This is a genomic window from Bradyrhizobium mercantei, assembly GCF_001982635.1.
GTDB classification, from domain to species: domain Bacteria; phylum Pseudomonadota; class Alphaproteobacteria; order Rhizobiales; family Xanthobacteraceae; genus Bradyrhizobium; species Bradyrhizobium mercantei.
This window is the reverse complement of sequence record NZ_MKFI01000003.1, coordinates 456,671-482,322: the sequence shown is the minus strand read 5'-3', so window position 1 is coordinate 482,322 and position 25,652 is coordinate 456,671. Positions and strand designations below refer to the sequence as shown.

The following is a 25,652-nucleotide window of genomic DNA, read 5'->3' as shown; positions in this document are numbered from 1 at the left end:
GTTTGACACAACGCAATTTGGCTTGAGCGGTCTCAAGGGCGTTTCTTGACGAAAATCAACTGCATTGCATGCCGAAGCCTTACGATTTGACATGTTTGGCCCGTCAGCGCCGGGTCCGCTCAGGGAGATTTCGATGAACCGTGCCGCTTTCAAGCCTCTGCAAAACACTGCATTGCCGCCCTCCTTTAGACAGGTCCGGCTCGAACGTGCACGCGAGCACGATCACCCCGACGGCACATCCGCCATCGGCTACATCATCGTCGCCCCGCTGGACACGGAGTCACGAATCGACGCCGAGACATCGAAAGCCCATCGTGATGCCTGCCGCGTCGTTCGCCAACGGCCCGACGAACCCGATCAGCTCGGCCACGTCGTGCACGGACCGAACAATAGCTGGCGCTTCCACTATGATGTCGCCGGCGCGGTCGCGGACGAAGCCGGCTATCATTTCGGCAATGAGCGCTTCCGGCTCGGTGAGTATGTGTCCGTCCGCGAGGCGGACGGCATGCATCCCTATCGTGTCGTTGCCGTTACGCCGCTCTGATCGCGACTGCGCCGGATCAGGATGTCGGCCCCCAGGGCATCCACCACCGGAAGGGAGAGGTCGAGGACGACATTGACGATCCTGTGGTCGGTGGGCTCTGTGGCCGCGGTGAACCCGATCTCATGGCACATGCACAGCATGGTGGTGTTCTCGGCCAGCACTTCGCCGGACAGCCGCTTTAGTCCTTCCGACCTCGCATAATGGATCAGGAGCTGCATCAGCGCCCATCCAAGTCCTTTGCCCTTGAGGTCGGACTGCAGCAGGATAGCGTATTCGGCATTCTCGTAGAGCGAGTCCGAATGAAGCTGGACTGCTCCCACCATGGCACCGGTGCTAGGATCCAGCGCCGCAAAGGCCATCGCGCGCGCGTAGTCGAGCTGGGTCAGCCGCGCAATGAACGTGTGCGAAAAATTCTTCATTGCCTGGAAAAAGCGAAGCCTGAGATCCTCGGCGGTCACTCTCCTGAAGAAGCTCTCGACCATCGGCTCATCTTCCGGCCGAAGCGGCCGAACCACGACGCGCGAGCCGTTCCTCAGGGCGAGCTCTCCTTCCCATTGCGATGGGTAGGGCCGCACCGCAAACCGCGTCCGACCGGCAAACAAGCGCGAGGGCTTGCGGATCGCCACGCGCGCGTCGAGCGCCAGCACACCCGTCTCGTCCGCGAGCAACGGATTGATGTCGAGCTCGGCGACCTCCGGAATATCGGCCGCCATCTGCGCCAGCTTGACGAGGGTAAGCGGCACCGCTTCGGCCGGCACTGCAGACACATCGCGGTAGGCCGCAAGCAGCCGCGAGACCCGGGTACGCCCGACCAGGTCGCGCGCGAGGTTCATGTCGAGCGGCGGCAGCGCCAGTGCTTTGTCGTTGATTACTTCGACGGCGGTGCCGCCGCGGCCAAATACGATCACGGGCCCGAAGGTCGGATCGTCGGCAATGCCAAGGAGCAATTCGCGTGCCGCCCGTCGCTCGATCATCGGTTGAATCGTCACGCCTTGCAGGATGGCATCCGGCCGCGCGTTCCGCGCACGCGACAATACTGCCCTCGCTGCCTCGGCGACACGTTCGCGCGTCCGCAAGCCGAGGATAACGCCGCTGACATCCGACTTGTGGCTGATGTCGCGGGAGAACACCTTGACCGCAACCGCAAGTCCCTGGGCCAGAAACGGCGCAGCCTTGTCTGCGGCATCGTCGGCGTCGCGGGCAGCGACCGTCGGAACGATTGGAATATCGTACGCCTTGAACATCGCCGCGATTTCGACTGGGTCAAGCCATCCCCGCCCCTCGGAAAGCGCTTTCGCAATCACGCGCCGCGCCGCCAACGTATCCGGCGCAAACGTCGAAGCGATACTCGGTGGAGTTGCGGCCAGCGCGGTGGAGGCCTCGCGATATCTCACCAAGTACATGAAAGCGCGCACCGCGTCATCTTCGGTAGGAAAATGCGGGACGCGGGCAGCTTCGAAGGTTGCTGCGGTGCGCTCGTCGGCACCATCCCACGATGCAAGCACCAGCGCGGCAACGTCACTCTTCCTGGTCCGACGGTCACGAACGTATCGCGCCACCGCTTCGGCGATTCCTTCGGTCGGCGCGACCGCCGTTTCCACGTTCATGACCAGCACGGCGTCGCTGTTAGTGTCCTCGAGCAATGCGTCGAGCGCAGACACGTAGCGGGCAGCATCGGCGTCGCCGGAGATATCGACGGGGTTGGCGCGAGACCAGCCTTGTGGCAAGACCCGATCGAGCGCCGCAATCGTCTCCGCCGACAAGCTCGCCGGAACGCCGCCGAGCTCAACGAGCCGGTCGATCGCGAGGATGCCGAGCCCACCGCCATTTGTCAGGATCGACAGCCGGTTGCCGCGCGGAACGAAGCCTCGGCCCAGCAACTCGGCGCAATCGAACAATTCGCGGAGATCGTACACGCGCAGCATGCCGGCCCGGCGGAACGCCGCGTCATAGACTGCGTCCGAGCCGGCCAGCGCGCCGGTATGGGTGGCTGCGGCTTTGGCGCCCTGCGCCATCCGGCCTGCCTTCACGACAATCAGCGGTTTAAGCCGCGCCGCGGCGCGGGCGGCCGACATGAACTTGCGCGCATCCTTGACGGCCTCGATGTAGAGCAGGATCGCGTTGGTGTGATCGTCCTGCGCGAAATAGTCGAGCAAATCAGCAACATCGACGTCGAGCTGGTCTCCGATCGAGACGATGCCGGAGAAGCCGAGCCGCCGCTCTGCCGCCCATTCAATCATCGCGGCAGCGACGGCGCCGGACTGCGAGATCAGGGCAAGACGCCCGTCGGCAGGCTGATGCGCGGCAAAACTCGCGTTGAGCTTCGCGCGCGGCACCATGACGCCGAGACAGTTCGGCCCGATCAGGCGCATGCCGTGCATGTGCGCGGTCCGCGCGACCGTCTCGGCAATCGAGCCGGAGCCATGCCCGAGACCGGCGGTCAGGATTACCGCACCGGCGACACCGAGCGCGGCGGCTTCCGAGATGATTCCGGTAATCGCGGCCGCCGGCGCCGTGATCGCGAGGAGATCCGGAACGAACGGAAGTGACTTGAGATCCGGGGACGTAGTCTCGCCGTCGATCGCAGCGTAGTTTGGATTGACCACGGCGATGCGGCCGGAAAAGCCGCACGCCTTGAGGTTCATGAGCACCGCCAAGCCGAGCGAAGATGGACGCGAACTACCGCCGACAAGTGCGACCGTTCGAGGCGAAAGAACCCGTTCTAGACCAAACGTAGACATCGGACCGTCTCGCAGGGAACGAGCGGAGGCGTCTGTCGCTTCGTGCAGCGCGCCAGAGCCCGCATGACATCCTCGCGAGCAATGATCCCGACCAGGTGGCGATACTTGTCTATCACGGGCAGGCTCTTGAGCCGATGTGCGACCATCAGTTGCAGAACCCGCTGTAGACTTGTGTCCGGCTCAACCGCGATGACATCGGACGACATGATCTCATCGACCATTGTTCCCATGCGATCGTCGTAACGCGGCAAGATGTGATCGGTCGGACAGGCGAACACCTTCAGGGCGTCGAGTTTCGTGACGAACCCGACCACGACATCGTCGCGGAGTACGGGATAGCCGTCATAGTCGTCCTTTGCGAACAACCGGTACAAGTCGCCGACGGTCATTTCGGGAGCGATGCTTCGTACCGACCTCGTCATGTTGCTCGCAACCGTTTCCTGAAGAAACTCGTACATGGCTGATCCCCTTGGATGGATGACTTTTCCGCGGACGCGTCGCTGCCTGACGAGCGACGCGCCCCGCAGGGCGGCTACGCCGCCGTCTTGATGTCGATCTGCCTGCTCTGCTTGGGAGCCGGCTTCTTGACGGTGACCTTGAGCACGCCCTTGGCGATCTCGGCGCTGACGTCTTCCGCCTTGACGCCCTCGGGCAATGCAACGGACCGCGAGAATGCGCCGAAGCTGCGCTCGATCAGGTGATAGTCCTTGTCCTGCTCCTCGCGCTCGCTCTTCTTCTCGCCCCGGATCGTGAGCGTGTTATCGGCGAGGCTGAGCTGAACGTCCTTGGTCTCGAGGCCGGGTAGCTCGGCGGAGATCTCGATGGTCTTGTCGGTTTCGCTGACGTCCATGCGCGGCATCATCGCCTGCGGCGGGGCGAACGCTGGGAAACTGCGGCCGAATCCGTCGAACAGCCGGTCGATCTCCTGCTGCAGAAACGTGAAGGGGTTGTCTTCCCGCCGCATCATGGCGCGCTCGGTTCGAACGGGGATCGCGTCATTCGCCATCAGTACCTCCTGCTTGAGTGTCGCTCGTGAACCAAAGCTAGTCAGGAACAGCCGCCCGGCCGTTGACCAGGATCAAAGCCGGACCAATGTCATGTGATCAAAAGAGAGGCACAGACCCAGGCGAGTTCCATCATGCACGCCATGATCCTTCCAGCGCGCAGCGCGCGGCTGCAATATATCGAGCGGCCCGATCCCGTTCCCGGCCCGGGCGAGGTGCGCGTCAATATCCATGCCTGCGGCGTTTGCCGCACCGACCTGCATGTCGTCGACGGAGAACTGCCCGACATCGCCTATCCGATCGTTCCCGGCCATGAGGTGGTTGGCCGTGTCGATGCGATCGGTGACGGCGTAGACCATGCGCATCTCGGTACACGCGTCGGTGTTCCCTGGCTTGGATCGACATGCGGGCATTGTCCCTACTGCCGGGAGGGCAAGGAAAACCTCTGCGACGCCCCCCTGTTCACCGGCTATACGCGGGACGGCGGCTTTGCCACGCACCTGGTGGCAGACGCGCGTTACTGCTTTCCGCTCGGCGAAGACGGCGAGGATGCGGAGCTGGCACCGCTGCTCTGCGCCGGCCTGATCGGCTGGCGCTCCCTGGTGATGGCTGGCAACGGCCGCAAACTCGGCATCTACGGTTTTGGCGCGGCCGGACATATCGTGGCGCAAGTGGCGCGCTGGCAAGGGCGGGATGTGTACGCTTTCACCCGCGCGGGCGACACCGAGGCCCAGCGCTTGGCATTATCGCTCGGCGCATGCTGGGCCGGCGCTTCGGACGATCGGCCGCCGGCCGAGCTCGATGCCGCGATCATCTATGCCCCCATCGGGCCGCTTGTGCCGCTTGCGCTGCGCACGCTACGAAAGGGCGGACGGGTGGTCTGTGCCGGCATTCACATGTCGGATATACCGAGCTTTCCCTACGATATCCTTTGGGGTGAACGGCAGATCGTCTCCGTTGCCAACCTGACGCGACAAGATGGCGTCGACTTTCTCAAGACAGCGGCAAGGGCTGGAATCCGGACGCACGTCACCGTCTTTCCCCTCGACCAGGCGAATGAAGCACTAGCGCAGTTGCGGGATGGCAAGCTCGTCGGCGCAGCCGTCCTGAAGCCATGATGACGCCGGCATCATCAACCGAGGCTGCCACAGGCGAGACCGACCAGACCGCCGTACTGTCCTTCCTGGCCAGACCTGTCCAACCGAACGCGCCGGTAAAGCGGGTCGACACCCATTGTTCGATCGTCTTTCTCGAACCTTCGCGCGTCCTGAAGATCAAGCGAGCGGTCAAGCTCCCCTATCTCGACTTCTCGACCTTAGAGAAGCGGCAGCGCGCTTGCGACGATGAGATTGCGGTCAACAAGCGCCACGCCCCCGCCATCTATCGCAGGGTGGTTCCGATCACGCGCGGGCGCGATGGGCTTGCAGTCGGAGGGACCGGTCCGGTTGTCGAATGGGCCGTCGAAATGGCCCGCTTTGATGAGAAAAAGACGCTCGATCATCTCGCAGAGCGGGATGCAATCCGCCCGGAGCTTGGCGAGAGACTGGCCACCATCCTGCTCGAATCCCATCGAACCGCAACCGGACGCGGAGGATCCTCATGGCTTGCCTCGCTCCCGGTCATCATCGACCGAAATACGGAGCAGTTTTGCACCGCGCCAGCTCTGTCCCGGGAGGAAATTGATCGATTGCACGAACTGAGCCATCAGGCCCTCGCGCGCAACCTCGAACTGTTGCGCTTCCGCGCCGCCGCTGGGCAGGTCCGTCACTGTCACGGCGATGCACATCTCGGCAACATCGTCCTGCACGACGGCGAACCCATTCTGTTCGATGCGATCGAGTTTGACCCCAATATCGCGACGACCGACGTCCTCTACGACCTCGCATTTCCATTGATGGACCTGCTGAACTTCAGACGAGAGACCGTGGCCAACAGGTTGTTCAATAGCTACATGCAGACCGCCTGGGACACGCAATCGGATGCGTTGTGTTTGCTGCCACTGTTCCTGTCATTGCGCGCAGCGATCCGGGCCAACGTGCTCTTCACCAAGGCACGGCAACAGCAGCTCGATCAAGCGATCGGCGCCCAAGCGAGGCGTTATTTCGAGTTTGCGCGCCGGCTCATTGAACCGAAGCCGCCCCGCCTAATTGCAGTTGGCGGGAAGTCCGGTACCGGCAAGAGCGTGCTGGCGCGCGATATGGCGCATCTGATCGCGCCATCCCCGGGCGCGCTGGTTCTGCGTTCGGATGTCATTCGCAAGCAGCTCTATCACGTTGCCGAGCACGCCACGTTACCGCCGGAGACCTACACTCCCGAAGCATCAGACCGCGTCTACCAGGCCATGCTCGATCGTGGCGGGCACACATTAGGCCAGGGAGTTTCGGTAGTACTCGATGCGGCCTTCCTGAAGCCGGTGGAGCGTGGTGCCGCGGAAGCCGTTGCTCGCGACGCAAAAGTCGACTTTCGCGGCATTTTCTTGACCGCCGGGCGCGCCACACGGCTGCACCGAGTGGCATCGCGGCAGAACGACGCGTCGGACGCGACGTCCGATGTGATCCTGACCCAGGACAACATTGCAACCGGAATGATCGATTGGGATGTTGTAGACGCTTCCGGCGCGCCCTCCACCACGCTTGAACGCAGTACTTCCCGCCTGCTGACGTCCCCAACGGAACGGACGAGCGGTACATCTCCTAAGGGAAACTCCTGAATTGGTCGATGCCGTCAGGTCTGGCAACATTCTCCCATTGACAGGAGGAGTTCCATGAAACGGCGATTAACCTTCATCTTTGTCGGTAGTGCGATCCTCGCGGTCGTGCTCGCTCTATTCTGCAATTGGTACTTTCCCGACGTGGTACCGCTTGCCTCGACCGAGCCGGCACCCATAAGCTGGCGGCTTGACGCCGCCTTTGCCGTCTCCACCGTCAGATGGACCGCAGCATTTGTTGCTGCCGCATCGGCAGTAGCCCTGATGTTCATGAACATCACCAAGGGGTCTACCGAGTTCGAAGGACGATAGACGCTTCCATTCCGGACGCGTCGACACATCCGCCATCTGCTTTCCGAGGGCCGGCCTGAACAGCCGGCCCTCGGCTGGTGGATCGCTCCGTGGCGATACCGTTCCGAACTGGGCGGAAACGATCTGAGCCAACCCAGCGAAGCCTCTTCGACATGCCTTCCGATTCAGGACCCGACGCCGCGCTCAGTCTTTTCGAGACTGCTGCATCACCGATCCAGCGCGTAAGTGAAATGCAATAGCAATATTGTGCACGAATGGCACCGATGCCAGCGAACCATAGCGGACGCCTAATCTTAAGGCCATCGACCGAGCTCGAGCTGTCACGTTTGCCGCCACAGGCTCCATAGACTACCGGCCAACAGGAGCCCTATCACGAGCAGGATGGCCACGAACATTTGCATGACGTCAAAGTTCAGAGAATCGCGCGCGACGAACAGCGCGGTGATGGATCCCGCAAATATGAAGAAGATGCGAAGGATCAGACTCATGGCTTCCTCGCTGCAACCTGGCGTGCCTCTTCCATGGTAACGGCTCGCGGCGGTGAGGGATTTGCGACAGATCAAGCCGGTGTGACGTTCAATGCTGGAGGACGTACTGTCCCGGCGCATCACCAAGCGACGATAAATCCTCGGGCGCGTGAAGCACCGATTGCGCCGGCACCCACGCACCGGAATGCGCCGTGAGGAAGCGAACCCACTCCAGCCACCAGGATCCGTCGCGATTCACCGCCGTCCGCAGCCACTCGTCGGGGCCGACATAGGGATGATCCGCCTTCTTCTCCAACAACTGATAGCTGTGCCCCTCCTCCGACGGTGGAGCAACGATGCCGGCGTTGTGACCGCCGCTCGCCAGCACAAAGGCAATATCGGCAGCGGCCAACAGGTGAATCTTGTGAACCGACCGCCAGGGCGCGACGTGATCGCGGACAGTGCCCACCACAAACATCGGGGCACAAAGGTCGGAAAGTGCCACCGGCTGCCCTTCCGCCAGATAGCGGCCTTCGGCAAGGTCGTTGTTGAGAAAAAGCTTGCGCAGATAATCGGAATGCATCCGATAAGGCATGCGGGTCGCGTCGGCGTTCCATGACATCAGATCACTCGGTGCGGCACGCTCGCCCATGAGATAGTCGCGGATCAGGCGCGACCAGATCATGTCGTTCGACCGTAGCAACTGGAACGCACCGGCCATCTGGGCCGCCTCGAGCACGCCGCGCTGCCGCATCACATCTTCCAGGAACGCAACCTGGCTTTCATTCATGAAGAGCGTCAGCTCACCTGCATCGGTGAAATCGACCTGAGCTGCCAAGAGTGTCACCGAGCGCAGGCAGCCGGGCCGCTCTTTCTGCAGCCGAGCTGCCGCAATCGCGAGCAGCGTACCGCCGAGGCAATAGCCCGCTGCATGGATTGCGCGTTCAGGCGCGAGTTGATGAATCACGTCGATCGCAGCGTCGACCCCAAGCTTGCGATAGTCGTCAAGGCCAAGGTCGCGGTCATCAGGCCCTGGATTTCGCCACGAGATCATGAACACGGTGAAGCCGCGCTCGACCAGGAACCGTACGAGCGAATTCCGCGGGGAGAGATCGAGAATGTAATACTTCATGATCCACGCCGGCACGATCAACACCGGCTCGGGGCACACGTCGGCTGTTGCCGGCGCGTACTGGATAAGCTCGATCAGCTCGTTCCTATAGACAACCTTGCCTTTGGTCGCCGCAACATCCTTGCCGACCACAAACGGGACGGGTCCCGATGGCTTGGCCCTCAACAGGTCCCTGCAATCCTCCAGCCAATTATGCCAGCCCGACACGAAGTTGCCGCCACCTGAATTCATTGCCTCGCGCACCACCTCGGGATTTCCGAATGCAAAGTTGGACGGCGCAACGACGTCGAGGCATTGCCGGACGGTGAAATCCACGACGGCCGCATTTGCTTTCGAGACGCCGTGCAGGCCGCTCGTCGCCGAATGCCACCATTGCTCCGCCAGCAGGAACGCCTGTGCCATGATGTTGAAGGCCGGCAATGTCCAGTCTTGGTCGGCAAACCGGTTGTCACCTGGTTGAGGCTTAACCATGAACCAAGGCTGCCACGCAGCATGCGGCGTCGACACCATGCGCGCGAAGCGTGCAGCATCAGCAAGCGCGCTCAAAGCCAACTGAAACTGTCTACCGGGTGAGGCCGCTAGATGGAGCTGCCAGTCGGCAAAAGGCAGCGCAAGGCCGGCCGGCGAGAGCCCGCCGGTCCATCGCGCCATTGCCGCGTGAACGAGCTGGTCGAGCGATTCGGTACCCGTCAATGGCTCGGTCCCGCGCTGCACTGGAGCAGACGTTTCGGCACCCGTCACATCGTCATTGGCAGGAGTTGTGGGCTGGTCGAGAACTGCTTGGACTGTCATCGCTCGTCTCCTTGCTCGAGCCGGACAAGCTCGGGCGCAATTTATCTTTCGGTCTGGCAGCTGCTCAGACGCCGGCCCTTGCCGCTCAGCCGAGGCGGAATCGCTTCCGACCCAGCGCCACGATCTCCGCGTCGGTGGGATGATCGCTCGGCTCGACATGCAAATTGAGGTCGGGCCGCTCCGCCCTGAGAAATTGCGTCAGCTCGGCCTTCTCGATACCTGGACCGATGACGAGCAAATCGCTGCAACCGCTTACGGCCTCGCCTACCCTGGCAAGAAATGTCGCATCGGCCTGGACGCGACCATCGCCGATCGTATTCGCCTTGTGATGCAGATGCTGCGACGCCACATGCGCATGGACGGCCGTCGCGCTGACGCCTGTCAACCCAATGCCGAAAACCTTCGCGATAAGGTGATCGATCCAAACGACAGCGTGCGCATGTGATTGCAGGGTCATCTCGCTCATGAAGTAACTCCGGTGCTTGCTTTCTCTGCTTCTCTCAATCGGCGCGCCAATGCCGCAAGCAGCTCCCTGCGACTGACGATACCGACGACCGTTCCGGCGCCGAGCACCGGAATCTGGGCGACATTGTAGATATCCATCTTCGTGACGACGTCCTCGATCGATGCATCGAGATCGACAGTGATCGGTGAACTACTCATGAGCGAGCCGACCTGCAGGGTGCGCATGCGCTCGCGTTCAGGCGTATTCTCCGCGATGCCAAGCAGAGACTCCAGCCAATTTCCTGACGGCGGGCTGATACCAAGCTCGTCGCGGTGGAGGAAATCGCCCTCGGACACCATGCCGACGAGGTCGCCGGCGTCGTCGATCACCGGCAGGCCGCGCTGATCGGTCTCAAGCAGCAGCTCGACGGCATTGAGCACTGTGGCGGTCGGCTTGATCGACGCGAATGAACTGCGCATCACATCGGTTGCGAGCATCGTCATCCCTCCTCTTCTTCACATGTATTGGCCGCCGTTGATCGAAAGCGTCGATCCGGTGATGAACCCTGCCTCGTCTCCGACAAGAAACGCAACGGCACGGGCAATTTCTTCCGGCTGTCCTAACCGCCCGACCGGGATCTGCGGCAGGATGGAGTTCTGCATGACATCGGCCGGCACAGCGGCCAGCATCTCGGTATTGATGTAGCCCGGACAGATCGCATTGACCGTGATTCCGAACCGCGCGCTTTCGAGCGCAAGCGCGCGGGTAAAGCCGAGTTCGGCGGCCTTCGCCGCGGCATAGTTCGTCTGGCCGATCTGGCCCTTCTGCCCATTGATCGACGAGATGTTGATGATCCGCCCGAACTTGCGCGCCCGCATACCCTCGATGAGGGGCCGGCACATGTTGAACAACGAATCGAGATCGGTTCGGATTACCGCGTCCCATTGCGGCTTGGTCATTCGATGCAGTGTGGCGTCGCGCACGATACCGGCGTTGTTGACCAGGATGTCGATCGGGCCCAGCGCCGCCTCCACCTCGCGGACACCGGCTGCGCAGGCCTGGAAGTTCGCGACATCCCACTGGAATACGGGAATTCCGGTCTGATCCTGAAACGACCATGCGGCCCCTGCGTTTCCGGCATAGCAGGCCGCAACCCGACATCCGGCAGCAGCGAGGGCGCGCGAAATCGCCGCGCCAATTCCCCTGCTGCCCCCCGTAACCAATGCGACGCGCGCCATGCCGGCTCCTCCAAGCTCGACGCAATATTTGCGCGAAGTACACGTTCGATGAATTGATCTCGCTCAATCAGAATCCACGAACGCGCATGAGGCAGATCAAATTGGCCAGCCTCGACCCGTGCTCTGATGGCACTTGCTTTTCCACCCTTTGGAGAACGGCCATGTTCAAGAACATCCTCGTCCACATTCCGACAGAGCTGTCGCCACGTCCAGCGGTCGACGGATCAGTCTCCCTCGCGCTCGGCACGGGCGCACATCTCGATGCAATGGCGATCGGCTACGAAACGGCCAGCGTACCGTTCGTCGTTGAAGGGAGCGTGGCGGTCGCCTCGCTGTTCGAGACTGAACATGCACAGGCGCTGGAACGCGCCGAGGCTGCGCTCCGCGTCTTCGAAATCGAGGCACGAAATGCAGAAATATCCTACGCAACCCGCGCCGTGGGGGCACTCCCCATCGATGCGCGCGAGATGATCTGCGCCAGCGCGCGGCTGCATGACCTGACCGTGGTGGTGCAGCCGCAGGGCGAGCACAACAGCTACGATAACGTGATTCCACGGGAGCTATTGTTCCAGGCCGGTGGTCCCGTCCTGTTCATGCCCTACACGTTCCATGGCTCATTTTCAGCGAAACGAATCGGGATCTGCTGGGACGGCAGCCGGCTTGCTGCCCGCGCCCTCCACGACGCAATGCCGCTGCTGCGCGCAGCCGATGCTCTCGCCGTCATCACCATCGATGGGGCCGATCCGATCCCCTCTGAAAGCTCCACCGACCATCTGGTGCGCTACCTTGCAAAGGAGGGGCTTCCGGCCGAGATCACGTCGTTGCCGGCGTCCAGGTCAGAAGTTCAGTCGATCCTGCTGTCGATCGCGGCGGATGAGAGCCTCGACCTTCTGGTGATGGGCGGATACGGCCACTCCCGCCTGCAGGAAAACCTGCTCGGCGGCGTGACGCGCGACATGCTGCGTGCCATGACCGTCCCGGTCCTGATGTCTCACTAAGCGCGGGCCGAACTGTGAAGCATCCAGCCGGGACATTCCAGAGCCATATCGCTCGTGGCTTCGTGGTCATTAGCGCGATCTGCGCCGCGCTGACTCCAGCCGCTGCGGACCAGGAGCAGGGCCGTCGCCTTGCGCAGCTCTACTGCGCTCGCTGCCATGCAATCGATCGGGTGAGCCCGAGCCCGCTGAGAATAGCACCACCGTTCCGAACATTGCACGAACGCTATCCGGTCGAGATGCTGCAGGAAGCGCTGGCGGAAGGCATCGTCACCGGCCATCCGACGATGCCCCAGTTCAGCTTCGAGCCGGACCAGGTGGGCGATTTCATTCTATTCCTGAAATCTCTGGAGCGTGGCCAAACAGACCGTTGAGCAAGGTCAATGCGCGGGATGCATTAAGCTTCACTTTTCAACTCTCAACACGGAGGTCCGATATGCGTGCGCATCAGATCATGACCAAACACATCATCGCCGTCAGTCCGCACACGAAGATCCTGGACGCAGCCAACATCATGCTGCGATGTCATCTCAGCGGCCTGCCGGTGATGGACGAAGACGGCACGCTCAGGGGCATGGTGTCCGAGGGAGATTTCCTGGAACGCGGCGAGATCGGCACAGGACACAAGCGCTCGGCATGGCTGGAGCTGTTCACTGGCGTGGGTCGAGCCGCGACTGATTTCGTGCACGAACGCGGTCGCAGGGTCGAGGATGTCATGACGGCGAACCCGATCACCGTCGGAGAGCAGACGGCGCTCGACGAAATCGTGCACCTGATGCACAAGCATGGCGTGAAGCGGGTACCGGTCGTGAACGGCAAGACCATGGTCGGGATCGTCACCCGGGCGGACATCCTGCAGGCCGTCGCTTCGCTGGCGCGCGAGGTTCCCGATCCGACCGCCGATGACAGCCATATCCGTGAACGGATTCTGCGCGAAATCAACGCCACCGGCTGGCGGCCGGCCGGCTTCCAGGTCTGGGTGCGCAACGGCGCCGTGCATCTGCACGGCCTGATCTTCGATGACCGCGCGCGCCAGGCCGCGATCGTGCTCGCCGAGAACACCTCGGGCGTCAAGGAGGTCCATGATCACCTCTGCTTCGTCGACGGTTATTCCGGCTACTACGTGGAATCGCCGGAAGACGTCAAGGCAGCTAGCTGATCAGATCGAGGAGCCCAACATGGCAATGAGCACACTGCTTGTCGTCACGGTCGTCTGTCTCATCTTCGCAATCTTTGCGCTCGTGCTCGCCGTGACCGATCGCAGCACGACACGCTGGCTTCGGGAACAGGACGGGAATGGAGCCAGCACACGCGCTGCCTATCCCGACAAGAACGGCCGCTAGTCTCTCCTCTTGAGCGACGCGCCGCGCGACCGATGTACTCGCCGCGCGGCTACTTTTTCCGGCGCCTACGTATAAGTACGTAAGTGGCTTCTACTTAGGGGAAATATCCAAATTTCCTGATCCAGGAGATGCGATCAATCTGCCTCCATCGATCTTCCCATCCATGGAGTGCCGCCATGCAGACCCAGAACGCCATTTCTATCGAGAATAGCCGTTACGCGACCAGCATCCTCAACCGGCAGGCGCGCGTCGAGGGGCCCTTCGGCATGATTGGGACGCCGATGCGGTTCGCACGCAACAGCGAGATCTACGGCGAGGACGAGGCCGCAGAATACCTCTACCAGGTCGTTTCCGGCGCCGTCCGAACCTACAAGGTTCTGGAGGACGGACGTCGCCAGATCGGCGCATTTTATCTGCCCGGCGACATCTTCGGCTTCGAAGCCGGCGAGACCCATATTTCCTCGGCCGAGGCCATCTCCGAGACGCGGGTCATCGTGGTCAAGCGCGCCGCGCTCATGGTCCGTGCGACTCACGAAAAGGACCTGGCACGGCAACTGTGGGATGCTACGGCCCAGGAATTGCGTCGTTTCCAGGAGCATCTGATGCTTCTGATCTGCAGCGCCGAGGATCGTGTCGTCGGCTTCCTTCATGACATGGCGCGCCGCGCCGTCAAGAATGCAGCCATCGAACTTCCGATGTCGCGCCAGGATATCGCCGACTACCTCGGTCTGACGATCGAAACGGTGTCACGCACCTTTACCCAGCTCGAGCAGAACGGCGTGATCTCACTTCTGACCTCGCGACGGGTGGAACTGCGCAAGTGTGCGATGTCGAACCGGATCGTGGCCGCCTGAGCGAAGGGCGCGCCAAGCTCCGATGACCGGCCGCAAGCGCGAGGCAGGGAATCGAATGCTGTCGAATCTGGCGATCACTTATGGGCAGGACAGGCTAGCGCGCTACAACAGCTATCACGCGGCTCCGCATTTTGCTGCGGAGGTCGGCGAGGCCGTTTGCCGGACATGGCTCAAGTCGGTTGCGCCCCCGGCGACCGGCCTCGATCTACCTGCATGTGCCGTTTTACGGGTCGATGTGCTGGTACTGCGCGTGCCACACCTCCCTCACCAAACGTGACGAACCGGTCGCCATCTACGTCGCCGGCCTACGCACCGAAGCGTACCTCGTTGCGCAAGCGGCCGGTCAGCGGGGACATACTGACCGCGGGGGACCGTTTCCGCGCCGGCATCATCGAGCGCATCATGTGCGACATGGCCGTCGACCGGCTGCGATTATGCCGCCGGCACCGCTTTAATCGGAGTTCGGCCGTTCATCGATCGTTCTCGGCTCGACAGGCTAATCGCGGACGATGTCGTAATGACCTCTCGATTAGCGATGACGCGGAATTCCTCACCCGAAGCGTCGCCTCGGCGTTCGATGCTCACCTTGGTCACGCCTCAGCAGGCATAGCTGAGCGATCCAAATTGCGACCATAGCGGCCGGCTCATCGTCTAAAGCAGTCGCGGATGTTGCCTGCTTCGCTTGCTGATCCAGGCCAGGCATGTGGCGAGCCAAACGAGCACCGCGATCCCTGCGGCACTCACCACGAACTGCGACATGATGCTGCTGGACACTTCGATGAGATACAAGCTCGCCAGCAGGGATAGCACGACGCCTACACAATAGGTTTCGAGCGAACGCTCGCCGCAACGAATTGCGCCCTTCAGGCCACGCCTGGCGAATCCCCGCCAATTCGACGGCACGAACCTCGCCACGACGATAGCGATTGCCAGGAAATGCAGGAGCCGCAGCGGGTCCAGATCCGTCTTGTCGATCGGATAGATCACCCGCGCAATGTAGCTCGGGATCGCGGCCGCCAGTGGCTCGATCTCCCAGCTCAATGTGATCACGAGACTAAAGCCGAGGTACGCTATCGCGAGTGCAACGACAGGCCACGAGGCGATGTTCTGCCGGAACATTCGATGGCCCCGGATCGCCCACCAGGCCCCTAGGACGACCAGCAACTGCCAGGCGAGCGGATTGAAGTACCACTGGTTGATTGGCCACTCCGGCAGGTTCCAGCCGTAAAATTGAACCAGCGCATAGATGAACGCGGAGGCCAGCAGGGACGCGTTCGGAAACTTCAACACTCCCCAGAGGGCGGGCGCAAACGATAGATGAAACAGCACGAAGGTCGGCAGGACATCCGTATTCACAGGGCGATACATCAGGATGGCGGCATGGGCCAGCGCTGCACCTGGCTGTTGCAGCACAATCTTCACGTTGGCTTGGTCCGCCAGTTGGTCGCTACCCGAGCTATGCACGACCACGGCAAGCGCCACGGTCAGGATTAGGAAGGCCACATAGATCTCCCAGCTTCGCAGCAGCGTATGCGCGAAGACTGAAGCCCACCCATCATGACGACGGACATCGCTGTAGCTCAGCGCACAGGTCACGCCGGACACGAACATGAAGACTTCGGTTGCATCGCTGAAACCATAATGGCGCAGGGTCAACCAGCTGTAGACATTATTGGGAATGTGATCGAGGAAGATGCACCAGAGAGCAAGACCTCGGCACAGGTCGAGCCGGAGATCGCGGTCCAAGCGCACGCCGTCGCCCTTCCCCGGTTGAACCGTCAGGCGCGCGGCATTCCGGTGAATATTCCGGCCGTTCAGGCGGCCGGTCGAACAATCAGAAGGCATGGACTGTTACCAGCTGTCGGCGGCTGGCCCAACTCGGTTGCCTGCCCAATGGCGGATATATCAGCGCAATTGCACGACCGTCCGGTTGATAAGGATCAACGCACGTTGCTCCTTCCAGGAGTTAGCTGGGATTTGTCAGCTCATGTCGGAGGGTCTACGCCGTGCGCGTACGGGAGATCATGTCACGGAACGTCATCACAATCGATGCCGATGCTTCGGCGATCGATGCCATCAAGACGATGCTGTCCCATCACATCAGTGGCCTTCCTGTCGTCGATCGGGATGGAACTCTCGTCGGGATCCTGTCGGATGGAGATTTCATCCGCCGCGTCGAAGTTGGAACCGAGAAGCGCCGCGGCCGCTGGCTTGCGATGCTCGCGGGCACAAGCCAGGTCGCACTCGACTTCGCCCGTCAACACGGCCGCACGGTTAATCAGATCATGTCGCCCAACCCGATCACGGTCGAGGAGGACACCCCGCTCGAGCAGGTCGTCCAACTCATGGAATCGCACGGCGTGACGCGATTTCCGGTCATACGCGATAAAAAGCTGGTCGGGATGGTCACACGCACGGATTTCATGACCGCCATCGCGAACCTTCGTCTCGACCTATCCTCCTCTTCCGGCAACGACGACCAGATTTGCGCATCTGTCATTGCAGTACTGGCGCATGCGCGTTGGCGGCCGGCTGCGCTGAACGTGAGTGTGCGCGACGGGGTCGTCAGCTTGCGCGGTAACATCCGGAACGACAATGCGCGCAAGGCCACGACCGTTGCGGTGGAGAACGTTGCGGGTGTGAAGCGGGTCGACGACCAATTGGTGAAAATCAACTACCCGCCGCCGGAGGAGGACTATGGCGGCGGCGACTTTGTCTCGTTGGAGGAAGAGCCTTCGACGGAAGACGATCAGCCCTTTTAAGCTGGCGAGAGGCCCCGATTATTGTGCCGATGGCGCCTGGGCGTCGCCAGATCAGGCGCCAGCTCGGTTTTCAGGCAGGATCGATCGCCTCCCGGTGAACTTCCTCGCCCGACTCGTCGATGACCACCACGTGACGATCGAGGTCGCCAGAAGGTTTCTCGCTGCGAATCCTGCTCGCCATTTGCTTGCTGTGCGTGATCGCAGTGGAGGCGTTCGCGAATTCAAGTCCGACCCGATCACGGACCGGGACACCGTCCTTCGTGTCGAAGTAGTAGGTTCTCATCAGGATCTACAGGCCTCCGACCAAACACCCTCCCCAAAGAAGCTGCCAGCTTACGCCTGCCGGCAGCTTCAGTGGGGCTGGCTGTGCGCAGTTGGGGGTGAATCTGCGCGACCCAAGCAAAGCGGATTCCAGGCGTGTCGGACTTGATCTCCATCAACCCAGCTTGCGATTTTCTGTCCCGCCTCGCGACGCAATCTGCCTCGATGCAGGCGGGAGCAGCCCGGCCCGCAGCCGCCCAATGGGCTACCCACCGCCGCGCCCATCGTGAACCGGTCCTTATTCCGCGGCCTTTGGCCTTGGGTTTTGCTTGCGCCACTCGGCCAGCTTGGCCTCTTCCTCAGCCAGCAGCTTGTGAAGCATTTCGATCTTCTGTGCGTCAGCCTCTGTGGCCAGCAGCTCCTTGTAGTGGGCGATGTTCGCCTTGAAAACGAAATCAGCCATGGCTCAATCCCCTCGCACAGGAGCCAAAAACGATCTTGTCGAACTGACACGCGGATAACAACATACGTTACTGTGTACACCGTAAAACTACGGTGTCTCCTATCGAATTCGCTGTCGGCCAAACGTCAGCAATTCCGCCCTACTGAGACCGCTATCCCAAGTAATTCAAGCCATTGCGGTCGGAGACAGGCCAGAAACAACAAAGCCACTCCGGGCGTCAAGTCGCGAGCGGCGTTGCCAGATTCTGGCCTCGCCTCCATCGAATCGCGAGTTTCAATAACAATGGATTGCCGGCAATGCGTGTCCTGGCCGGGCTGGCTTGAGCCACATCAATCTCGGACCCAACCGCCCGCACTAGGTTGCGTTGTTAATCCTTCCAGCACCGCGCGAGATCCTCATGCCGCTCAAGCCGTCTGCGTATGGCCCAGCCGTCGAAGCGTTCTGGCGGGAGCCAACCAATTCGCTCTTGCGCAGTCTCGATACCGAACGGTGCGGTCTGCGCCAACAGGAGGCCGAAAAGCGGCGCGCCCTGATCGGCCCGAACCTCGCGGAGCCATCGCGCACGCGATCGATCCTGCAGAAGATCGTACATCGTTTGGTCAATCCGCTGATTGCCATCCTGATCGTGGCGGCGGCCGTGTCGGGGTTCAGCGGCGACCTCGCGAGCTTTGTGATCATTACGATAGTGGTGGGCCTGTCACTGACGCTGGACATCCTGCAGGAGCATCGCGCTGAAGTCGCTGCCGATGCCTTGCGGCGCTCGGTTGCCATCCAGGCCGATGTCATTCGCGATGGTGCAATTGTGGCGCTGCCGATCAGCGAACTCGTTCCCGGAGACGTCGTGGAGTTGCGGACCGGCGACCTCGTGCCGGCCGACGGAGTCGCGCTTATGGCCCACGATTTCCAGCTGAACGAGGCCCTCATGACGGGTGAACCATTTCCGGCCACGAAGACGACGGAGCCATGCGCCACGAGTCTGCCCGCGGAAGCGAACAATGCCCTGTTCGCCGGCACCAGCGTCGTCGGCGGTAGCGGGGTGATGCTTGTCGTAGAGACCGGGCGTCGTACGCGCTTCGGCATGATCAGCGCCGAGCTGTTGGCGAACGATCCCCCAAGCGCCCTCGAACAGGGCGTCCAGAAGCTTGGCCTGCTCATTCTCAAGCTGACGCTTTTCTTGACGCTGTTCGTGCTGCTCGCCCACCTCGTGGCGCATCGGCCGGCCGTGGAATCATTCCTGTTTGCCGTCGCGCTGGCCGTCGGCCTGACACCCGAACTCTTGCCGATGGTGATGACGGTGACGTTGGCGCGCGGGGCGCAACGGATGGCGAAGCGGCAGGTGATCGTCAAGAGACTGTCCGCGATCCACGATCTCGGTGCGATGGATACGCTATGCGTCGACAAGACCGGCACGCTGACCGAAGCCAAGATCACGCTCGCGGCACATCTGGATCCTGCGGGACACCCCAGCGATCGGGTGCTCGAGCTGGCCCGATTGAACAGCGCGTTCCAGACCGGCATCCACAGCCCGCTTGATGAGGCGTTACTTGCCGCAGACAGCCCGCCGGGAAGCGGCGCCTGGACCCGGATCGCCGAGATCCCGTTTGACTTCGAGCGGCGCCGCCTCTCGGTGCTTGCGGCGCGCGGCAACGACCGATTTTTGATCGTCAAGGGCGCGCCGGAAGCGATCATGGCCCGCGCGGTCGCGGTCGAGGTCGATGGATTGGCCCGACCGCTGGATGACAACCACCGCGCTCAGCTCGTTCGTCTGCAGGATGACCACGCCCGGCAAGGCTTTCGGCTGCTCGCCGTCGCTATCCGGACCATGGCACTGGATCAGGTCGACGTCACCCCTGAGGACGAAGCCGTCCTTACGGTAGTAGGCTTCTGCGCCTTCGCGGACCCACCCAAGCGCGATGCGGCCGACTCGGTCAGGGAGCTGCGGGCACGAGGCGTCGGCATCAAGGTCCTCTCCGGAGACCACGCTGCGGTGGTCGCGCATGTCGCGGACGCCGTCGGCCTCCCCTCGGGTCGCATCCTGACCGGTGGCGAGATCGCCGATTTGAGCGATCGGGCGCTCGCTGCGCAGATCGAGGATATCGACCTGTTCGCCAGGATTGATCCCGAGCAGAAGAGGCGGATTATCCGAGCCCTGCGCCAGCGCGGTCACGTCGTCGGCTTCATGGGCGACGGCGTCAACGACGCTCCGGCGATTCATGCCGCCCATGTCGGAATATCCGTCGCCGGCGCGACCGAAGTGGCACGCGCCGCCGCGGACATGATCCTGCTGGCGCCGGACCTGTCGGTGCTGGGCGCGGGCGTGATCGAGGGACGCCGCACGTTCGCCAACATCCTGAAATATGTCCGCATGGGAACCAGCTCGAATTTCGGCAATATGCTATCGATGGCGCTGGCATCCATTGCGCTGCCGTTCCTGCCGCTGTTGCCGCTGCAGATTCTTCTCAACAACCTGCTCTACGATCTCTCCGAGATCGGCATTCCATTCGATGAAATCGACGAGGAGGATGCCGAGTGCCCCCAAACATGGAATATGGCGGATATCCTACGGTTCACGTTCGTCATGGGCTCGATTTCATCGCTATTCGACGTTGCGACTTTCACCATTCTCCTGAAGGTCTTCCACACCGATGCGGCCGCGTTCCAAACCGGCTGGTTCCTGGAATCGATCGCTACGCAGATCCTCGTGATCTTTCTGATCCGCTCGCGGCGACCGCCGTGGCGCGCCAGCCGCCCGCATCGCATCCTGGCGTTGGGCTCGCTTGGCGCACTTGCTTCAGGCATCTTCCTGGCGCTGGGACCGTTCGGTTCCTGGTTCGGTTTCGCGAACCTGCCGCCTGTGCTCCTCGGCGCGATTGCCTTGATAACGATCGGCTACCTCGCCATGGCCGAGGCTGGAAAGCATCTTGCGCTCCCAGCCGCCGCACGGCCAAAACGGTCTACGCTGGATAACCCACAGACACTACCCATTAGCAGGATCGCGGATCGGAGTTGATCCGCATCAAGGCCATTCTTCCCCCGAATGCGATCCTTGCACTGGTGCGATAAATGGCTTTGACCACAAATGGATCGACCACGGCAACGGAACGCACAGAGACTTGACGACACGAGCGATAGCAATGCTCGGGCCGCCACAGCCTTTACAGCGACCCCAACATTCAACCAGCTGTTCCGACGCCGCCATCGTCGAAACGGCCCGACCGTCTCATGGTACGGCCGTCTGCTGATCGTTGGAGCGTTGCTGGTCGCCGCCGGCTGGCAGATCTTCCAGCTGCTTCTGACTATCATCACTCTCGACTGAAGGTTCGTTGAACGGTTTTCGGGCTCAGCTGGACATCGGGGGCGCGTCCTGCACCAACTCGACCGAACCATACGCGTTGGAGTTCAACTTTCGGAAGTACACCGAGGCCGCTCCCGGAACGCTCACACAATGATGCTTCCTGGCAAATTGTGCGACCTTGGCGGCTGCGATCTCGTTGATCCCAAATAACCGCTCATAATCACGATCGGAGATCCTTAGAACAGCGCCGTCGCCGAGACGATCGAGTCGCGCTCGCAACTCGGCGAGAGTGAGGCCTTCCTTCATTTCCGCTACCAGATCTCTAGACCGAGCTGGACTTCTGCTGAGTGTTGATTCCGAGCAACGTGTAGAGCGGACAGTACGAGAAGAATGCTGTCGCAATCAGGACGAATCCGAGGGTCCCGGCGACCAGCCACCCCGCTCCAAGCGAGCCGTCCTTCAGTGTGTATGCGATCAGAGCCAAGCCGATGATGATCCGGGCGTACTGATCAATGAGTCCGACGTTGCGTGTCATGGCAATGTGCCTCCTTTGATGCATTCCCATCTTGAACGCATTCCGGCTCACGGCTCTTGATCGTGATCAATTCACACGGTCTGCAGACCACCAACCGGCGGCGGTCCGGGGGACACGGCCGAGCTAATGCGACATCAGCAGGCAGATTGGAGCGTGCTGCAGCAATCCGCGCGTCATGCCACCGAACATCCAATAACCGAGCCGCCGATGTCCATAGCCTCCGGCGACGATGAGGTCGGCGCCTTCGTTTCCTGCCAATCTGACAAGATACTCTGCGTCCGACTCAGCCGTATGGACGCGAACGTCGAATCGGCAATTGACGCCATGCCGTTCGAGATAGCTCGCGACATCTCGCAGGCGGCGAGTCGCTGCGTCCTGCTCGTCAGACGTGCAGATTTCAGCGACGGTCACCTTCGAAGCGTGGGTCAGGAGGGGCAACGCGTCCCGGATCGCCAGACGCGCCTCTCGGGCGTCTTTCCAACCCACGACGATGCGGTCGGCCGACAAGCTGGTTACGCTTTCCGGCACCGACAGCGTGGGACGCCCCATCCGCAGGATGGCCTCGGCCGAATCGAGATAGGGAAAATTGTCGGAATGGACTTTCTGCCGCTTGAAAACAATCAGATCTGCCACCCTGGCCTGTTCCGACAAGAACTCAGTCGGGGATTTCAGCCCCCATCGCCATTCCACTTGATGGCGGTCCCGTCCGACCACCTTCCTGAACCACTCGCCCTTGGCCGCGAGATCAGCCCGCATCCGCCTGATGTCATCTTTGGTAGTTTGCTCGATGATCACTCCTTCGGCGACAAAGGGCGGATCGACAGCGACCGCTGAAACGCCGATGAGCGATGCATGAAACCTATCCGCAATACCTTCGGCGACACGAATTTGTCCCTCGTCCTGTTGCTGAGGGTCGACGTAAACCATCACATTGGCCAAATACATGTGCCTGCTCCACCAAGCTGAAATGATCACCTATCGTTGCGCACGGCGGCGCCGCCAACGTTGAGCCAGTTCAAGATTGCCTCGATCCCCTGAACTCTTCGTCGGTCGCCAGCCTAGTCCGGATCCTGCCGGACGCTGCGAGCCGAGCATGCGAGCGCCTCATATCCGGCCGCAATCTTCATGAACAGATCGCGAGTCGCCTGGTCTTCATGTCGCGCAGCCTGGCGCTTCGTCCGCTCGGCGCGGGACGCCCAATAGGAAGCGTCGTCCTGCGGCTTTTCGGCACGCGACTTCTCCTGCGCGACCTCAACGGCATTCTTCGCCGCCTGACGTGGCGGCTGCACTTCGGTCCCGTGTTGCTGCGACGACCGCTGCCTGACATATCCAGAGCACGTCACCCAAATCTCCCAGTCATCGATGCACGACAGCTCCGGTCCTTTCCGGTAGTTTCGCCCTCCGCCTCGCCGCGCGTGGTGTCGATCGGATCAATCCATCGCGGGCTCGGCAACGACCGCGCGCTCCTGAAACTCGTCGTAGGCCCCGAGCGCGTCAGCGGCGTACATCAGAGATGGTCCACCGCCCATGTAGATCGCCAATCCGAGCGTCTCCTCGAGTTCCTTGCGGCTGACCCCAAGTTTGACCAGGGCCTCGGCGTGGAAGCCGATGCAGCCGTCGCAGTGAGCGGCAACGCCCAGCGCGAGCGCGATCAACTCCTTTGTTCGTGCATCAAGCGCGCCATTTCTGGTTGCCGCCTGCGCCATGGCCGAGAACGCCCGCATGGTTTCCGGAATACCCTTGCGGAGCTGGTCCAGATTGCTGGAGATGTGCTTGCAGACGTCGGCATAGTCCTTTTGCATGCGACCCTCGGTCTTCGAGATTGGAACGGTCCAGGGGAAGGGCGGCTCTACCGACGGGGATGCACCGGCGAACGCCGCCCTTCATCCAACGCAGCCCGGCAACACGATCTGGCCTCTCTGAAGGACGTGCGTGTTCGGCCTGCAAGGACCTACGCTTTATAACGCAGCGATCGCACGTGATATTTGCGCCAGATCAAACCGCGCGCACTTTGCCGCTTGCGTCAGATCAACGTGCCCAACGCATCAGAAGCTAAGCTGGAAGCTACGCTTCAGAACGACGTGAGGTATTCCGATGTACGCGCACCAGATCATGACCCGGAAGGTGCTTTCGACGACACCTGACAGAACCATCCTCGACGCGGCAAACATCATGCTTCGGCACCGCGTCAGCGGGCTTCCGGTGGTCGATCACGACGGCGTCCTCGTCGGCATCATCACAGAGGGCGATTTCCTTCATCGCAGCGAGACCGGCACCGAAAGGAAGCGTAACTGGTTGGCGACCTTCATCCTCGGACCAGGAAAATGGGCCGAAGACTACGTATTCGAACATGGGCGCAAGGTCTCGGAAATCATGACTCGCACGCTGGTGACCGTGACCGAGGATGCACCGCTGTCGACGGTCGTCGGGTTGATGGAAAAGAACAACGTCAAGCGACTGCCGGTGATTCGCGACGGCAGGCTTGTCGGTATGATCACCCGCGGCAATTTGCTGCGAACGGTGGCGAGCCTTGCACGCGACGTACCCGCTCCGACCGAGAACGACGACCAGATCCGGCGACGGATTCTCGACGAGATCGAGCAGAACGCCTGGTGCCCGTTGGGACTGAACGTCATCGTCCTAAACGGCGTCGTCCACCTGAGCGGCGTGATTACTGAAAGTAGATTTCGAAAGGCCGCGATCGTCGCGGCCGAGAATGTTCCCGGAGTACTCGAGGTGCATGACCATCTCTGCTGGGGCGATAGTTTTTCGGGCTTCTACTTAAAGTCCCCCGAGGATCAGAAGCTTGAGGAGAAGCAGGCTCACTGAAAGCAACTTGGCGAGGAATATCTCAGCTGTTTGGCGAACGCTGATGGCACGGACAAATCCCATAATCCCGTGTCGCTTTGTTGACTCAGGGCAACAATCCGCGGTTGAGCCCACGAGAGCTCATAATTTGACTTCAAAGGACTCATCGGAGGCATCGATGCGCGCCCACCAGATCATGACGAGGAATGTCGTCACCGTTACGTCCCGGACCTTGATCGAGGACGCCGCCAACATCATGCTGCGAAATCACATCAGCGGCCTGCCGGTCGTCGACGGCGGCAAGTTGGTAGGAATTGTGTCGGAAAGCGACTTCTTGCGCCGGGGCGAGATCGGAACCGAACGCAAGCGCTCCGCGATTCTCCAGTTCCTGTTCGGACCCGGCCGTGCAGCCGAGGATTTCGTCCACGAGCGCGGTCGCAGGATCGAGGACGTGATGACACTGGATCCGGTTACAGTCGGAGAACAAACGCCGCTCGAGGAGTTGGTGCGCCTGATGGAGAAAAAGGACATCAAGCGGCTACCCGTGATGCGCGGCAAGGACCTTGTCGGCATCGTGACGCGGTCAAACTTGCTCCAGGCCGTGACCAGTCTGGCGCGCCAGATCCCGGATCCGACCGTAGACGACGATCATATCCGCGATCGTATCCTCCGGCAGATCGACGCTGTGAGCTGGCGCCCTATCGGGTTTGAGGTAACCGTCTGCAACGGCGTTGTCCATCTGCATGGCATCGTCACAAGTGACCATGCACGCGAAGCAACCATCGTGGTCGCGGAGAACACGGCCGGCGTCAAGAAGGTACACGACCACCTCTGCTTCGTGGATACCTATACCGGCTTCTACGTCGAATCTCCCGAGGATATGAAGACTGCGAGCTGAAACGACAAACCGCTGAAAACAATCATTTAGCCCGGATTGTCCGGTTCGGCTGCACA

30 protein-coding genes are annotated in these 25,652 nt (G+C 61.5%); 14 read left to right on the top strand and 16 right to left on the bottom strand.

The window, feature by feature from the left end; genetic code table 11:
* Positions 1-133: 133 nt before the first annotated feature.
* A complete protein-coding gene (locus tag BI327_RS15800) occupies positions 134-544 on the top strand; it encodes a hypothetical protein (RefSeq protein ID WP_076861422.1) in 411 nt (136 codons plus the stop codon).
* On the opposite strand, the gene BI327_RS15795 is transcribed toward BI327_RS15800, so the two are convergent.
* The 3 genes from BI327_RS15795 to BI327_RS15785 form a co-directional block, all read right to left on the bottom strand.
* A complete protein-coding gene (locus tag BI327_RS15795) occupies positions 514-3,285 on the bottom strand; it encodes a bifunctional acetate--CoA ligase family protein/GNAT family N-acetyltransferase (RefSeq protein WP_076861420.1) in 2,772 nt (923 codons plus the stop codon). The genes BI327_RS15800 and BI327_RS15795 overlap by 31 nt on opposite strands.
* Complete coding sequence (locus BI327_RS15790; RefSeq protein WP_076861418.1) at positions 3,267-3,743, bottom strand: CBS domain-containing protein; 477 nt, start codon at positions 3,741-3,743, stop codon at positions 3,267-3,269. The genes BI327_RS15795 and BI327_RS15790 overlap by 19 nt, the downstream gene beginning before the upstream one ends.
* Positions 3,744-3,817: 74 nt before the next feature.
* On the bottom strand, positions 3,818-4,291 hold the full coding sequence (locus tag BI327_RS15785; RefSeq protein ID WP_076861416.1) for an Hsp20/alpha crystallin family protein: 474 nt from the start codon (positions 4,289-4,291) through the stop codon (positions 3,818-3,820).
* Positions 4,292-4,423: 132 nt separating this feature from the next.
* Here BI327_RS15785 and BI327_RS15780 point away from each other — a divergent pair, with 132 nt between their 5' ends.
* From BI327_RS15780 to BI327_RS15770, 3 genes are read left to right on the top strand one after another with little or no spacing between them, the layout of a single operon-like run.
* Positions 4,424-5,407, top strand: a complete 984-nt coding sequence (locus tag BI327_RS15780) for a zinc-dependent alcohol dehydrogenase family protein (protein WP_076861414.1) — start codon at positions 4,424-4,426, stop codon at positions 5,405-5,407.
* Positions 5,404-6,999, top strand: coding sequence for a bifunctional aminoglycoside phosphotransferase/ATP-binding protein (locus tag BI327_RS15775; protein WP_076861412.1), 1,596 nt, complete (start codon positions 5,404-5,406; stop codon positions 6,997-6,999). Before BI327_RS15780 ends, BI327_RS15775 begins: the two co-directional genes overlap by 4 nt.
* A 54-nt stretch (positions 7,000-7,053) precedes the next feature.
* Positions 7,054-7,308, top strand: a complete 255-nt coding sequence (locus BI327_RS15770; protein WP_076861410.1) for a hypothetical protein — start codon at positions 7,054-7,056, stop codon at positions 7,306-7,308.
* A 320-nt stretch (positions 7,309-7,628) separates the two neighbouring features.
* On the opposite strand, the gene BI327_RS42710 is transcribed toward BI327_RS15770, so the two are convergent.
* The 5 genes from BI327_RS42710 to phbB form a co-directional block, all read right to left on the bottom strand.
* Positions 7,629-7,796, bottom strand: a complete 168-nt coding sequence (locus tag BI327_RS42710) for a hypothetical protein (RefSeq protein ID WP_167386878.1) — start codon at positions 7,794-7,796, stop codon at positions 7,629-7,631.
* A gap of 88 nt (positions 7,797-7,884) precedes the next feature.
* Positions 7,885-9,699, bottom strand: coding sequence for a PHA/PHB synthase family protein (locus BI327_RS15765; RefSeq protein ID WP_245334825.1), 1,815 nt, complete (start codon positions 9,697-9,699; stop codon positions 7,885-7,887).
* Positions 9,700-9,784: 85 nt separating this feature from the next.
* Positions 9,785-10,165: a hypothetical protein gene (locus BI327_RS15760; RefSeq protein WP_083742093.1), complete on the bottom strand. Its 381-nt coding sequence runs from the start codon at positions 10,163-10,165 to the stop codon at positions 9,785-9,787.
* The gene (locus tag BI327_RS15755; RefSeq protein ID WP_076861406.1) at positions 10,162-10,647 is read right to left on the bottom strand and encodes a CBS domain-containing protein; all 486 of its coding nucleotides are present in this window, start codon (positions 10,645-10,647) and stop codon (positions 10,162-10,164) included. Before BI327_RS15755 ends, BI327_RS15760 begins: the two co-directional genes overlap by 4 nt.
* A gap of 12 nt (positions 10,648-10,659) precedes the next feature.
* The gene (gene phbB / locus BI327_RS15750; RefSeq protein WP_076861404.1) at positions 10,660-11,382 is read right to left on the bottom strand and encodes an acetoacetyl-CoA reductase; all 723 of its coding nucleotides are present in this window, start codon (positions 11,380-11,382) and stop codon (positions 10,660-10,662) included.
* A 161-nt stretch (positions 11,383-11,543) separates the two neighbouring features.
* On the opposite strand from phbB, the gene BI327_RS15745 reads away from it, so the two are divergent.
* The 6 genes from BI327_RS15745 (at position 11,544) to BI327_RS41665 (ending at position 14,851) form a co-directional block, all read left to right on the top strand.
* A complete protein-coding gene (locus BI327_RS15745) occupies positions 11,544-12,380 on the top strand; it encodes a universal stress protein (RefSeq protein WP_076861402.1) in 837 nt (278 codons plus the stop codon).
* Between the two features lie 62 nt (positions 12,381-12,442).
* On the top strand, positions 12,443-12,751 hold the full coding sequence (locus BI327_RS15740) for a c-type cytochrome (protein WP_076861400.1): 309 nt from the start codon (positions 12,443-12,445) through the stop codon (positions 12,749-12,751).
* Between the two features lie 62 nt (positions 12,752-12,813).
* Positions 12,814-13,536: a CBS domain-containing protein gene (locus BI327_RS15735; RefSeq protein WP_076861398.1), complete on the top strand. Its 723-nt coding sequence runs from the start codon at positions 12,814-12,816 to the stop codon at positions 13,534-13,536.
* A gap of 19 nt (positions 13,537-13,555) precedes the next feature.
* Entirely contained in the window at positions 13,556-13,720 is a 165-nt protein-coding gene (locus tag BI327_RS42335; RefSeq protein WP_159450456.1) for a hypothetical protein, read from the top strand.
* Positions 13,721-13,896: 176 nt separating this feature from the next.
* The gene (locus tag BI327_RS15730; protein ID WP_174683048.1) at positions 13,897-14,574 is read left to right on the top strand and encodes a helix-turn-helix domain-containing protein; all 678 of its coding nucleotides are present in this window, start codon (positions 13,897-13,899) and stop codon (positions 14,572-14,574) included.
* A 22-nt stretch (positions 14,575-14,596) separates the two neighbouring features.
* Complete coding sequence (locus BI327_RS41665; RefSeq protein ID WP_143271611.1) at positions 14,597-14,851, top strand: hypothetical protein; 255 nt, start codon at positions 14,597-14,599, stop codon at positions 14,849-14,851.
* A gap of 374 nt (positions 14,852-15,225) precedes the next feature.
* On the opposite strand, the gene BI327_RS15725 is transcribed toward BI327_RS41665, so the two are convergent.
* The gene (locus tag BI327_RS15725) at positions 15,226-16,419 is read right to left on the bottom strand and encodes an OpgC domain-containing protein (RefSeq protein WP_076861396.1); all 1,194 of its coding nucleotides are present in this window, start codon (positions 16,417-16,419) and stop codon (positions 15,226-15,228) included.
* A 179-nt stretch (positions 16,420-16,598) separates the two neighbouring features.
* On the opposite strand from BI327_RS15725, the gene BI327_RS15720 reads away from it, so the two are divergent.
* Positions 16,599-17,336 carry a CBS domain-containing protein gene (locus BI327_RS15720; RefSeq protein WP_083742092.1) on the top strand — a complete coding sequence of 246 codons (738 nt, stop codon included), beginning with the start codon at positions 16,599-16,601 and terminating at the stop codon, positions 17,334-17,336.
* 70 nt (positions 17,337-17,406) lie between these two features.
* Here the strand turns inward: BI327_RS15720 and BI327_RS15715 are convergent, their stop codons facing one another.
* Positions 17,407-17,619 (bottom strand): DUF6894 family protein, encoded by a 213-nt coding sequence (locus BI327_RS15715; RefSeq protein WP_076861392.1) that lies wholly within the window; start codon positions 17,617-17,619, stop codon positions 17,407-17,409.
* Positions 17,620-17,895: 276 nt separating this feature from the next.
* Positions 17,896-18,060: a hypothetical protein gene (locus BI327_RS42705; RefSeq protein WP_167386877.1), complete on the bottom strand. Its 165-nt coding sequence runs from the start codon at positions 18,058-18,060 to the stop codon at positions 17,896-17,898.
* Between the two features lie 397 nt (positions 18,061-18,457).
* Here BI327_RS42705 and mgtA point away from each other — a divergent pair, with 397 nt between their 5' ends.
* On the top strand, positions 18,458-21,070 hold the full coding sequence (gene mgtA / locus BI327_RS15710) for a magnesium-translocating P-type ATPase (protein WP_076861390.1): 2,613 nt from the start codon (positions 18,458-18,460) through the stop codon (positions 21,068-21,070).
* 330 nt (positions 21,071-21,400) lie between these two features.
* Here the strand turns inward: mgtA and BI327_RS15700 are convergent, their stop codons facing one another.
* From BI327_RS15700 to BI327_RS15680, 5 genes are all read right to left on the bottom strand, one after another.
* Positions 21,401-21,661 (bottom strand): hypothetical protein, encoded by a 261-nt coding sequence (locus tag BI327_RS15700; protein WP_076861386.1) that lies wholly within the window; start codon positions 21,659-21,661, stop codon positions 21,401-21,403.
* Between the two features lie 16 nt (positions 21,662-21,677).
* Positions 21,678-21,890, bottom strand: a complete 213-nt coding sequence (locus BI327_RS15695) for a YgaP family membrane protein (RefSeq protein ID WP_076862159.1) — start codon at positions 21,888-21,890, stop codon at positions 21,678-21,680.
* 123 nt (positions 21,891-22,013) lie between these two features.
* Positions 22,014-22,835, bottom strand: a complete 822-nt coding sequence (locus BI327_RS15690) for a universal stress protein (protein ID WP_076861384.1) — start codon at positions 22,833-22,835, stop codon at positions 22,014-22,016.
* Between the two features lie 113 nt (positions 22,836-22,948).
* Positions 22,949-23,233: a hypothetical protein gene (locus BI327_RS15685; RefSeq protein WP_143271610.1), complete on the bottom strand. Its 285-nt coding sequence runs from the start codon at positions 23,231-23,233 to the stop codon at positions 22,949-22,951.
* Between the two features lie 87 nt (positions 23,234-23,320).
* Positions 23,321-23,692, bottom strand: coding sequence for a carboxymuconolactone decarboxylase family protein (locus BI327_RS15680; RefSeq protein WP_076861380.1), 372 nt, complete (start codon positions 23,690-23,692; stop codon positions 23,321-23,323).
* Positions 23,693-23,984: 292 nt separating this feature from the next.
* Between BI327_RS15680 and BI327_RS15675 the strand changes: the two genes are divergently transcribed.
* Together BI327_RS15675 and BI327_RS15670 are read left to right on the top strand one after the other, a co-directional pair.
* Positions 23,985-24,719, top strand: coding sequence for a CBS domain-containing protein (locus BI327_RS15675; RefSeq protein ID WP_076861379.1), 735 nt, complete (start codon positions 23,985-23,987; stop codon positions 24,717-24,719).
* A gap of 157 nt (positions 24,720-24,876) precedes the next feature.
* Positions 24,877-25,596, top strand: a complete 720-nt coding sequence (locus tag BI327_RS15670) for a CBS domain-containing protein (protein ID WP_076861377.1) — start codon at positions 24,877-24,879, stop codon at positions 25,594-25,596.
* Positions 25,597-25,652 lie beyond the last annotated feature (56 nt).